Raw genomic sequence first — 11,581 nt, 5'->3', positions numbered from 1 at the left:
TCAGTAGCACATTCACAGGGGCCTTTCTTTGGATTGGGCGCGCCTTTCGCCGGAGCTTGCTTTTGGTTAACACCCAACTGGCCCTCTGAAGCCATGCGCTTGGCCTGACTGGTCTTCTCCGTATGGACTGCGGCACTCTGACCATGGGCATTGCGCTTGCGCCACAGGGTGACGGCACTTGACAGTATCAGCAGTAACCAACCGATGGAGTTCTGGACGGACTCATCGTCCAGCTTACTCAACTGGGTGCGCAGCTCCGGCCCCATCGCACGCAGTTTTGCGGTTTCCGTGGCAACCCGCTTCTTCACATCATCGGGCAGCAGGTGATCAGCGGCACTGTTGGCTAAGCCTTTGCCTGCAGCCTTGTACGCGCTGGCAGCGGCTCCGAATATATTGTCGATCGCCGCAAGTGGATCGTTCAGGAGCTGGTCGCCAGCAGCGCTGATTTTTTGGCTAGCCGCCTGCGCATCACCCTTGGCATCGAGTTTGCCATTGGCAACTGTGTCGAGGCCTTTGGCAATTTCGTTGATAACGTCTTCACCCAGCTTGCCAGCGTCCGCCAGAATACCGGGCAACTTGCCTTTGGCCTGCTCAACGAAATCGTCGAGCGTGCCGATGATGGACTCGTTCAAATGCCCGATCAGGATCTCGATGACCGACGAACTGATCAGCATCTTACTGCTGGCCCTCATCTCCTGACGTACCAGAAACAGTGTTGGGCGCAACGTCATACGGGCTGCTGCCATCGCCGGTGGCAGCGGCAAAACACCGATCAGGTTGATGCCCAGACTGGCCCAAGCCAGCAAATCACGCTTCTGGGCATTCGACAGCGTGACGATGTCACCCAGCGCATCGACAAGCGCCATGATGTTGCCCACCACGGGTAAGGCGCCGGCGACGTTCTTGATCCGGTCGAGAGTGACCACCCCACCACTGGCGGATTGAAGCCAAGCGTCGAAAGTCGCCGCACCGCTGGCGACATCCTGAATTTCGATGGCATTCAGGGGAACGATGGCAACTTGAGGTTCACGTTTTACAACAGCATTTTCAGTGGTCATGACAGCATCTCACCCGCCAGCAGGCCCGGGGTTTTCAAGGAAGGTTTAGGCAGACTCGGTGCAGGCAGGCTCGGCAACTTGCCGCTCTTGCTCGCCGCCCCCAAAATCCCCGAAGCACTCGGCAGCGCCGCACTCGCCAGTTTCGGCAATCCGGCCGCTCCGCCCTGCACCACCCCTTTCACTTGCTGCGCCGTTTGCATTGCGCCTTGGGCAGTCTGCATGGCGCCCATCCCTGTCTGCGCCAGTTCCTTGCCCTTCTCCAACATGTTCCAGTTCTTGCTCGGCAGCGCCTGCGCAACCATCGCCTGCACCTGGCTCGGAATGTCTTCGGCTCCTGGTGGATTCAGCGGCCATTCCGGTTTGCCGATGTAGCTGCCGTCGCTCCAGGTGTCCGCCGGGTCCTTGCCGAACAGCACCCGCGCCGGCCCCGGCGCTGCACCCGCGACGCTGGCAAAACCCTTGCCGTCGAGCTTGCCCTTGATGCTTTTGCCCAAGGCGTCGATGACTTCGTAATCGCCTTCCTTGATGCCCTGACGGCCTGCGTACTGGTTGAACAGTTCCAGATTGCCCTTGCCCGGTTTCGGCGGTTCCGGGAACACCCCCGCCAGACTTTTTGCCCCGGTGTAGGCGAAGTTCGCCGCGTGGGCGGTGTACGGGCCGCTGGTGGCGTGGGTGATGCCGCCGGCGTTGTAGGTCGTGGCGCTGCCGCCGCCCTGAATCACCAGTTCGGTCTTGGCGGTGATGGTGATGCGGTCAGCGTTGGCAGTGATGTTGAGTTTGGCCAGCAGGTTGATGCTGTCCTTGAGTGCCTTGACGTCGATGTCGCCGGAGGCCGCGACCAGGCGCCAGCCCATGCTCTGCACAAACAGGCGCATGCCACGGCTGGCACTCGCCAGCAGGCGTTTGCCGATGGAAAAACTGGTGTGGCCGGTACTGCTCAGCGCCAGGTGTTCCCCGGTGGCGATGTGGCTGGAGCGCGGTGTGGTCAGGGCGATGCCGGCGGGACTCGCGAGCACCAGATGCGGCTCGGTGAACTCCGGAAATTCGTTGGCGTTCATGTTCGCCGGACCGCTGCCGAGCACGCCTTGATGCTGGGCGTGCAATGCCTTGGCGACGTCGTCCTGATCGCCCGCTTCCTGGGCCTGAAGCTCTTTGGCCTGGGTGGCGAAGCCGTCCTGCTGATCGCTGGCGGTGGCGAGGCGTTCGGCGGTTTCCGGTAGATCCTTATGGTGTTTCGATTCGTTCGGGCGCGGCTCAGTGGTGATCAGCAGACCGGCCCCGGCACGCACGGCGCCGTGGCGGTCGGTGCGCAACTCGAAACCTTCGCCACGTGGCTGGCCGCCACTCGGGCGCGGATGGGTCAGGTAACCGAGGTTGATCGCACTCGCACCGTGGTCACTGCGCAGCGCAATGCTGATTTCGCTGGTGGTGTCGTCGATGCGCAGTTCGTTGGCGCGGCTGCCCTTGTATTCCTTGCTCTTGACCGTGGCCAGGGTCTTGAAGTCCGGCAGTTTGTACGGCGGCAGGTTGGCGCCGTGGTACAGGCAACCGGTGATCAGCGGCTGATCGGGATCGCCTTCGAGGAAGGTGATCAACACCTCCATGCCGACTCGCGGAATGTTGATCGCGCCAAAGGTTTCGGCGGCCCAGTTCGACGCCACGCGCATCCAGCAACTGGTCTTGTCGTCGTGCTCGCCTTAGCGGTCCCAGAAGAACTGCACCTTCACCCGGCCATACTGGTCGCAGTAGATCTCTTCGCCTTCCGGGCCGCAGACCACCGCGCTTTGGGTGCCCAGGACTTTCGGTTTCGGGTGATCGAGCGGCGGACGGTACGGCACGTCCCACGGGATCGCGCTGAAGCGGTTGCGGTAGCCCTGGTGGAAATCGTCCTTGTTGTCGGTGGTGTCGCTGGTCACCGACTCTTCGAGCACTTGCGGCTGTTTGCCTTCGTGGAAGATCTCGGTCAGCAGCCACAGGTCGTTCCACGTCGGGTTGGCGTGTTCGGTCAGGGCGAGGAAATGCCCGCTGACCAGAATCGGCTGATCGCTGTTGCCCTCGGCCAGCCGATAGTCGCTGCGATGGCGTTCCAGTGCGCGATTGGCGAGGTGCTTGCCGCGCTCGCGATCGACGAAACGGCCCGGGTAATCGTAGTCTTCGAGGTCCGGCTGGGCGCTGCTCTTGGCATCGCTTTCGAGCTCGATTTTCGGTTTGACGAAGTCGTAATCGCGCCGCGTGGTGCGACTGGTGCGGGTGGCCAGACGCAGGCCGAAACGCTTGACCACCGGTTTGTCGGCGACCAGTCCGGAGTCCTGCTGATAGGCCACCGGCGCGAGTTTCGGGAACACCGTCTGGTCATCGCCGAACATCAGTTTGTGGCCGCTGGACGTGTGCTGGAAGTGGTAATGAATCCCCTCCTCCTCGCACAGACGCTGGACGAAATGCAGGTCGCTTTCGTCGTACTGCACGCAGTAGATGCGCTCCGGGTAAATCGCGCTCAGTTGGAAGTGATAGTCGCTGGCGAGAATGCCGTGTTCTTCCAGCACCTTGCTGATGATCTGCTGCACGGTCATCTGCTGGAAGATGCGCTGGTTGACCCGATGCGCAAGGTACGCCAGTTGCGGGCGCAGGGAGATCTTGTAGCGGGTCAGGCGCTTGCCTGCCTCGCCCTGGGCGATGCTGTAGACCAGCCCGTGAATGCCAGTGCCGCTCGGCGACAGCTGAAGAAACGCCAGTTTGTGCAGCACGCTTTCGAGGTTGATCGAGGCCTTTTCACTGACCAGTTCCAGCTCGAATTCGAACGGCGTGTTGAGGGCCTCACGACCGGTGAACGACAGCACTTGGAAGTCGCTGTCGATGCCATCGACGGTCAGATTGAAATGAGGCTGGTTGGCCGGTGAGAACATTCCTTTGTCCCTCGCGCAGTGCTGCGACGCGCAACAGCCCTCAAGGGGCTATTGGCAAAAAATTCTTTAGAAGTGAGTGCGCCCCGACTAGCGAAACCGGCCGGGGCGGTACAACCATCAGCCGTAATTAAACGACTGGAGCACGCCAGTCATCGGAACCCGAAGTACCGGATACTTCGTGGGTCCAGGTGATTTTGCGGTAGGTGAACTGCACTTCTTCCAGGTGGGTGAAGTGCGCGTTGCCTGGGTCCTGGCAGTTGTGCATTTTGTTGTTGATGGCGACGATGATCGCGTCTTCCAGTTTGGTGGTGTAGTAGTGCTCTTGGGTACCTTGAGCCGAAGTGCGGTACCACTGGATAACGATTTCGCTCATGCGCTCGCCGGAGGTCAGAGCCGCTTGCAGCAGAGGCGAAGCCTTGTCGTAGACCTTGGTGATCACCACTGGCTTGTGAACGCGCTGACCGGTTGGCTGACCGGATTGCGGGTCACGCGGGATGATCACGTCGTGGGTGAAAGCCTGAACCATGACCTGGTCTTCGTGACCTTCCTGGAAGGTGTTGCCCACGGAGTCGGCAGTGAAAGCGCCGGCAGTGATCAGACCTTGTTTTTCGCCGGTAACCGACATGTACGCTGGTGTTGCCATGGGAGGTGCTCCTTGCTGGATCAGTGGATGAGTCATAGGTGAAATCACCTAGGAGGCGGCCATCTGCCATCAAGTTACATGCCAACTTTTTTCGGGCCTTATAAAGCGTGGCTTGCGAGCGTTTTCCTCGCGGATGCTGGGATAAATCCGCAAAAATAAAGGAAAAGTGCGCAAGAAGTTGCGCAGTGGTGTGCAAGAAGTTGCGCACTTGGTTGCAGGCCTCGATCTACTTGGGCTGCAGCGATTTATCGAGCCAAATACGCGGAGCAAGTGCGCAAGAAGTTGCGCACTTTCAAAAAAGCTTCCACAACACATCAACGGCTAAAACTCTGATACAGCCAGACCAAGTCAGCACTTCAGCACGGCCGAAAATCAGAGTGAAGACTCATGTTTTTTGAAGACCCACAATTCGCCGCTCATCTCGGGATCATCGTGATTTTGCAATCACCTCACTCATGTACTGATGCAGATCGCGCAGATCCCTGACGCTCCAGGCGTGCGGCGCGATCTTTACGCCGTTCTCCCGCAAGGTGTCTGGAATCAGGTTTCCAGTGGGCCGAAGGATTATCGACGACACGATAACGCCCGGATAATCATTCAGGCGCTTCTTGAAAGCGCCTGTTGTCAGGTCAGGGGTCGGCGGATTGCTTTTGTTGGCCAAAGGGCCTGTTGCCTTGATATCTGCGCCGTGGCACACGGCACATCGCTGCGTATACAGATTTTTGCCGTTGGCATTATCCGCAACGGACGGTGCCGCTTGAGTGACTGATAACACACCGAGTAAAGCGATGAATGCTATTTTCATTTTTGTATAAGGTCAGAGGCTAAAACAAACGGCGTACAGCTAAGCACACAACTGCAAGGCCCTTTCTTCGTATCGAGAAATTGCCGGGCAGCGACCCACCGTCGATTTCCTTGCAACCCTTCACCGCCCCGGGCGTACCTGTCAGCGAAACTGCGCCCGCGTTCCCCCCAAGCCCCCCGCTATTGTGTAAAATGCCGCCCGGGTGCCACCGCAACAACGCGGCAGGGCAGGTTTAATTCAGCGCAGGTCGGGCCGCCGCGCGGAGTTGCCGTGCCTATGAGCCACGATCCGTCACGCCTGCATGCTACCCAAGCCCGTCAGGGCTCGCCGTCTGCGATGGCCTTTCTCTCCCGTTTTTTCGCTGCCGAATCTGCCGGTGGCCTGATCCTGATGGCAGCTGCGCTCGCCGCACTGCTGATCGCCAATTCGCCGTGGGCGGCCACGTACTTCTCGACCCTGCACATCAAGATCGCCGGTTTGTCGATCGAGCATTGGGTGAATGATGGCCTGATGGCGATCTTCTTCATGCTGGTGGGCCTGGAAATCAAACGCGAAATGCTCGCCGGCCAGCTGTCGACCTGGGGCCAACGCGCGCTACCGGGTTTCGCCGCCTTGGGCGGGATGCTGGTGCCGGCACTGATCTATGTCGCGATCAACTGGGGCAATCCGCAAACCTTGAGCGGCTGGGCGATTCCCGCTGCCACCGACATCGCTTTCGCCTTGGGCGTGCTGTCGCTGCTGGGCAAACGCGTACCCGTTTCGCTGAAAATCTTCCTGTCGGCGCTGGCCATCCTTGATGACCTGGGTGCGGTGGTGATCATCGCGATTTTCTACACCAGCGGGCTGTCGGTGAGCATGTTGCTGGCGTCGCTGGCAGTGATCGCGTTTTTGGTGATCCTCAACCGTTGCGGTGTCAGAAAACTCTGGCCGTACCTGATCGCCGGCGCCCTGCTGTGGTTCTTCATGCTGCAATCGGGCATCCACGCGACCCTCGCCGGGGTAATTCTGGCCCTGTGCATTCCGCTGGGTAATCCGGAAGACGAGCACAACTCGCCGCTGCTGTACCTCGAGGAAAAAATGCATCCGTGGGTGGCGTTCGCTGTGGTGCCGATCTTTGGCTTCGCCAACGCCGGCGTGTCGCTGGCTGGCATTTCCCCGAGCAACCTGCTCGAGCCGGTACCGCTTGGCGTGGCGCTGGGCCTGTTGTTCGGCAAGCAGATCGGCATCCTCGGCCTCGGCGCACTGGCGATTCGCAGTGGTCTGGCGCAACTGCCGCAAGGTGCCAGCTGGCTGCAACTGTACGGTGTCGCCCTGCTCTGCGGGATCGGCTTCACCATGAGCCTGTTCATCGGTGCGCTGGCGTTCCCGGGCGCACCGCAGTTGGTCGACTCGGTGAAGGTTGGCGTGTTGCTGGGTTCGATCCTGTCCGCGCTGCTGGCGGTGATCGTGCTGCTGAATGCGGGTAAGGCGAAGGCGTCGAACTAATAGTCGGATCTGGTCGAGACAGAAGACTAATGTGGGAGCGGGCTTGCTCGCGAAGGCGTCGATTCAGTCAGCTGATTTATCGACTGAATCACCGCCTTCGCGAGCAAGCCCGCTCCCACAGCTTTTACAGCGGTAGTGCTTAGCCTTTTTCGTCGATCCCGGCTTGCAGGGTCTGACTGTCCAGATTGCCGCTCAGGGTCACCGGACCGACTTTCAGATTGCCGTTATCGAAGGACACCTTCGGTGCGTTCTCCTCGGTTTTCTGCGGCAGGTCCAACCCGGCTTTCACGCCGTACTCACGGTTGACCAGATCGCTGCTACCCACCTTCGAACCGCCCAGATCGACCTTGCCTTCAGGCGCCGATATCCGCGCGCCGGTCAGTTGGGTGCCACCACCAACGTTCAACTTCACACCTTGATTGCCACTGATGCCGGAGGCCTGCGCCACGCTGTCCTTGTGCGTGTATTCGCCCTGCGCCTTCAGCGTCGGCTTGTAGTCGGTGCCAGCGAGTTTTTCCTTGTCGCTCGGTGGATTTTTCTTCGCGGTCAGGCCCAGATCAACATCAACCTTGGCTTGGGTCTTCGAGTCCTGACGGCTGTCGACAGTCAGATCACCGGCAACCTTGCCGCTGACCGTATTCGCGTCGATCCGCGCACCCGAAAGCTGTGCATCACCGGCACTGTTCAGCACCACAGTGTCAGCCTTGATCTGGCTGTTCTGCTGGGTGGTGCCTTGCAGGTAATCGACGCCAACCTTGGCCCCGGCGTTGAAGCCGTGATCGCTGCTGGCCTTTTCGTCAGCGGCGGTCGGGGTCTTGCTGCTCAGGTTACCGCCGGCATTCAGCGCGACGTTCCAGTTGTTGCGGCTCTCGGTGGACTGCGCCGACTCCTGGACGAAACCGCCCTTCTGCGCATCGACGGTGACGTGCGGCGCGCCGACTTGCGTGCCTTGCAGGTGCACTGCATCACTGCTCAACGCGACACCGCTGTGGCTGTTGAGCTGGCCACCGGTCAGGGTTTGCGAGTTTTCGTTGACCCGACCGATGTTGAAGTTGCCGCTCAGATTGCCGCCCTGATCCCGACTCTTCTCGCTACTGGACTTGCTGCCGCCACCCTTCAAGCCGCCGCCGAGATTGCTCCCGGTTGCGGTATGCGTATCGGTGGCCGCTTGCAGGTCAAGCTTGCCGTCAGCGTGCAGATCGATGGCGCCCGCGCTGTCGATCTGCGTGCCTTGCTGGACCTGATTGCCGCCGCTGCTCAGTTGCACCGCACCGTTGCCGCTGATGCTGGCGACGTGGGCCTGACTGTCACTGGTCTGCTTGCCGGTGTGGTCGAGCTGGAACCCGGCGCCGAGGTCGACGTTGGTGCCATCGGTGCCCGGCAAGGTGCCGACGGTCAGCGAGCCGTTGCCGCGCAGGCTGGAGTCGCTGCTGCTTTGGCGGTCGTTGGCCTGATTCAGCGCCAGATCGCCGCCAGTCTTGATGCTCACACCGCCCTGCCCGCCATCGAAACGGCTGCCGGCGAACTGCGCGTCACCCCCGACATTGATGTTCACGCCCTGGTTGCCGGCATAGCCGCCAACCACCGCCGTGCTGCTGTCCTTGCTGCTGTAGCGGTTGCCGCCCGCGCCGCTGCCGGCGACGTTCACGTCTTCGCCGGTCTTGGTGTAAACGCGCACGTCGACCTTCGCGTCCACCGAGTTGTCGGTGCTGCTGTGGGTGTTGCTCGCGGCATCGGCAACCAGTTTGTCGGCGCTGATGTTGACCTTGCCGGTGCTGGCGCTGTACTGCGTGCCCTGGTCGTGCAGGGTACCGGCGGTTTTCACGTCGACGCTGCCACCGTCGAAACGGCTGACCACCGCGTTGCTGTTCTGCTCGGACTTGTCCGCGCTGCCGTGACCGATCGCGACGTCGATGCCGACGTTCGGCTGGCCGAGATTGCTCAGGGCTTCCTTGTCCGGCACCTTGCCGTTAAGCACATCCTTGACCGCACCTGCGATCGGACGGGCGACATCCTTGTACTCGACATTGGCGCCGATGTCCGCCGACCAGTTGCTCTGGCTGTGCGTGCTGCTATCAGAGTTACTGGCCGCGCGGTTGTCGATCTCGTTGGCCACGACGTTCAGACCGTTGCCGGCCTTGACCTGCGCGCCTTCAGTTACCAGTTTGTCGGCGTTGATGTTCAGGGCGCCGCTGCTCTGCACAGCGGTGGTTTGCGCGGTGGTCTTGCTGCTGGTGTCTTGTGTGGTGCTGTGGGCGAAATCAACGCCACTGCCGGCGCGGTCGAGGCCACCGGTGTAGTAGAAACCGCCGCCGGTGCTGGAGGTATCGGTCGAGGTTTTGTGGCTGTCCTGCTCGGCCAGCAACGACACGTTCTTGCCGCTCAGCGTGGTGTCGCCCGCAGTGGATTTGACCTCACTGCCCTTGATTGTCAGATCGCCGCCGGCATTCACCTGCACGCTGCCACCGCTGAGGCTTGAGCCTTGCTGGTTGACGTCGTTGCGGGTGACGGTCTGCTGTTTGTCTTCGTAATGCACCCCGGCGCGGTATTGCTCCGCAGTTTGCTCCTTGGCGTAGGCGTCGAAGCCACGGGTCTCGGTGGTCGAGCTGCTGTCGTGGGTGTTCTGCGTCGCATGCACGTTCACATCACCCGCCGCGTCCGCCGTCAGCTCAGCGCCGGCCTTGACCGTGGAGCCGGCCACCTCGATGTCCTTGGCGCTCTTGAGCTTGAGGTTGCTGTCCGAGACCAGTTCGCTGCGCACCGTGGTGCTGTCCTTGGCGTTCTGCCGCGACTCGTCCTTGGTGATGCCGAAGAACTTGCTGTCCTTGTCGTGGTTGTTGCTGTGCGAGGTGTCCTGCACGCCGTCGATCACCAGCGAACCCTGGTCGCTGATCACGCTGGCCTCGGTGCCGCCACGGACCTGGCTGCCGCTGATGCGCACGTCGTCAGCCTTGACGAGCAGTTTGCCGGTGGCGTTGATTTTGCTGCCCTGGTGCTGGGTCTGGCCCTTGTCGGCGTCACCGGTCTTGCCGAAGAAACCACCGCCGACCAGGTCGCCGGAATAACTGTTGTCATTGCTGCGATGGGTGCGTGTGGCCGTGGTGACGTCCACTTGCTTGCCCGCCAGTTTCACATCGCCGGCGCTGTTCAGTTCAGCGCCCTCGGAGCGCAACAAGGCAGCGGTTTGCAGGGCAATATTGCCGCCCTTCAACTGGCTGCCGATGCTGCGCTGGTCTTCGCTACTGGTTTTCCAGTCGGCCTTCCACAGGTGCTTGCGGTGGTTGCCCTGATCGGTCTGGGTGTGGCTTTCGGTGGCTGCGGTCAGGCGCAGGTCGCCGCCGCTCTGCACATCGAGATTCTTCGCGGCTTCCACCTTGGCGGCTTTGAGTTCAGTGTCTTTGCCGGAGGACAGTTTGGCGTCGCGGCTTGCGACGATCTGGCTGCCATGCTGGCGCGAATCGCTGTCGGTCTGGGTGCGGTCGTAGGTTTCCCAGGTGATGCCGATGGTGCTGTTGCTCCAGTTCTCGCGCTTCTCCTGGAGCTTGCGGCTTTCGACGGTGCTCAGGGTCAGGTTGCGCTTGGCATCGACGCTGACGTCGCGACCGCTGACATCGGCAGCGGCCAGCGTCAGGTCCTTGCCGCTGTGCAGGCCGACATCGCCCTGGCTGCTGCGGATACCGGCACGGGTCACTTCCAGGCTGTTGGGGATCGCTTCGCCGCTGACGCTGAGGTCGCCGGCAGAGCGAATCTGCACGCCGTCACGCCCGGCCACTTGCACCGCCCCCACGCGCACACCGGCACCTTCGGCGGTGCTGACGATGTTGATGCGCCCGGCCTGCATCGCCCCGAACAGGCTGGCGTCGATGCGTTGGTCATTGGTGTTGCCCGCAGGGTCCACGGTTTTCACCTGACCACTGGCATAGTCCAGCTGATTACGCCCGACCGTGAGGTTCAGTTGATCGCGCGCATCGATGCGGCCCTGACTGTCGATACGCGGAGCGATCAGGTTGATCGAGCCCTCGCCGTTGCGCAGGCCGGCGCTGTGAATCTGCAACTGACCGCTGGCGTCACGGGTATTCAGAGCCTGCAGTTTGCCGTCGTTCAATTCCGGACGACCGACCACCAGATTGGCGTTCGGCGTGTTGATGAAACTGCCGCCGTTTACCGAAATGCCGTTAGGGTTGGCCAGCACATAATCGGCGGCGCGGCCGAAGATTTCCTGGGCACCATTGATCGCCGAAGGGTTGCGGCTGATCACCTCGTTGAGGATCACGCTGGCCGCCTGGCCCTGCAGTTGCGGGTTGGCCGCCAGTTGCCCGGCGAGCTGCGATTGGCCGGCCTGCAAGGCGTTGTTCAGCACCAGGCCCTGACGGTCGACGTTGTAGTCGAGGAACTGGTTGTGCGACAGGCCCGAGCCGTTGGGCGCGACGATATTGACGATGGGCACGCCGCCCTGCGTCTGCAATTGCGCGGTGCCGCCGGGGCCGGGGGCGACCACGACACCGCCGGCGATGGCGCTGGGCAGGTGCACGGCGAAGAACAGGCTGGCGATCGCCCAGCGCAATTTGCCCCGAGGAGAAAGATGGAATGCAAAGGTGTGTGCTGGCATAAAAACGTCTCCATGTAAGTACGGCATCACGGCGCGCGATTGAGTATTGGCCGTGGCTGTCGCGCTCAGATCCGACGG

4 protein-coding genes and 2 pseudogenes are annotated in these 11,581 nt (G+C 61.4%); 1 reads left to right on the top strand and 5 read right to left on the bottom strand.

The genetic code is table 11. From position 1 onward, the window contains the following. From U862_RS0110845 to U862_RS29530, 4 genes and pseudogenes are all read right to left on the bottom strand, one after another. Nucleotides 1-1,058 (bottom strand): annotated as a pseudogene (locus U862_RS0110845) (RHS repeat protein); the annotation flags it as partial. After that, nucleotides 1,055-3,961 (bottom strand): annotated as a pseudogene (locus tag U862_RS31455) (type VI secretion system tip protein VgrG). The pseudogenes U862_RS0110845 and U862_RS31455, both read right to left, overlap by 4 nt. A gap of 127 nt (nucleotides 3,962-4,088) precedes the next feature. Then, nucleotides 4,089-4,604 (bottom strand): Hcp family type VI secretion system effector, encoded by a 516-nt coding sequence (locus U862_RS0110835; protein ID WP_008084998.1) that lies wholly within the window; start codon nucleotides 4,602-4,604, stop codon nucleotides 4,089-4,091. A gap of 427 nt (nucleotides 4,605-5,031) precedes the next feature. After that, complete coding sequence (locus U862_RS29530) at nucleotides 5,032-5,409, bottom strand: c-type cytochrome (RefSeq protein ID WP_081794872.1); 378 nt, start codon at nucleotides 5,407-5,409, stop codon at nucleotides 5,032-5,034. 276 nt (nucleotides 5,410-5,685) lie between these two features. Here U862_RS29530 and nhaA point away from each other — a divergent pair, with 276 nt between their 5' ends. Beyond that, nucleotides 5,686-6,894, top strand: coding sequence for a Na+/H+ antiporter NhaA (gene nhaA, locus U862_RS0110830; protein WP_025110425.1), 1,209 nt, complete (start codon nucleotides 5,686-5,688; stop codon nucleotides 6,892-6,894). A 139-nt stretch (nucleotides 6,895-7,033) separates the two neighbouring features. On the opposite strand, the gene U862_RS0110825 is transcribed toward nhaA, so the two are convergent. Continuing rightward, the gene (locus tag U862_RS0110825) at nucleotides 7,034-11,503 is read right to left on the bottom strand and encodes a hemagglutinin repeat-containing protein (protein ID WP_025110424.1); all 4,470 of its coding nucleotides are present in this window, start codon (nucleotides 11,501-11,503) and stop codon (nucleotides 7,034-7,036) included. Nucleotides 11,504-11,581: the final 78 nt, after the last annotated feature.

Origin of the sequence: Pseudomonas sp. H1h (genome assembly GCF_000633255.1) — a bacterium.
GTDB lineage: Bacteria > Pseudomonadota > Gammaproteobacteria > Pseudomonadales > Pseudomonadaceae > Aquipseudomonas.
This window is presented reverse-complemented; position numbering and strand designations above follow the sequence as displayed.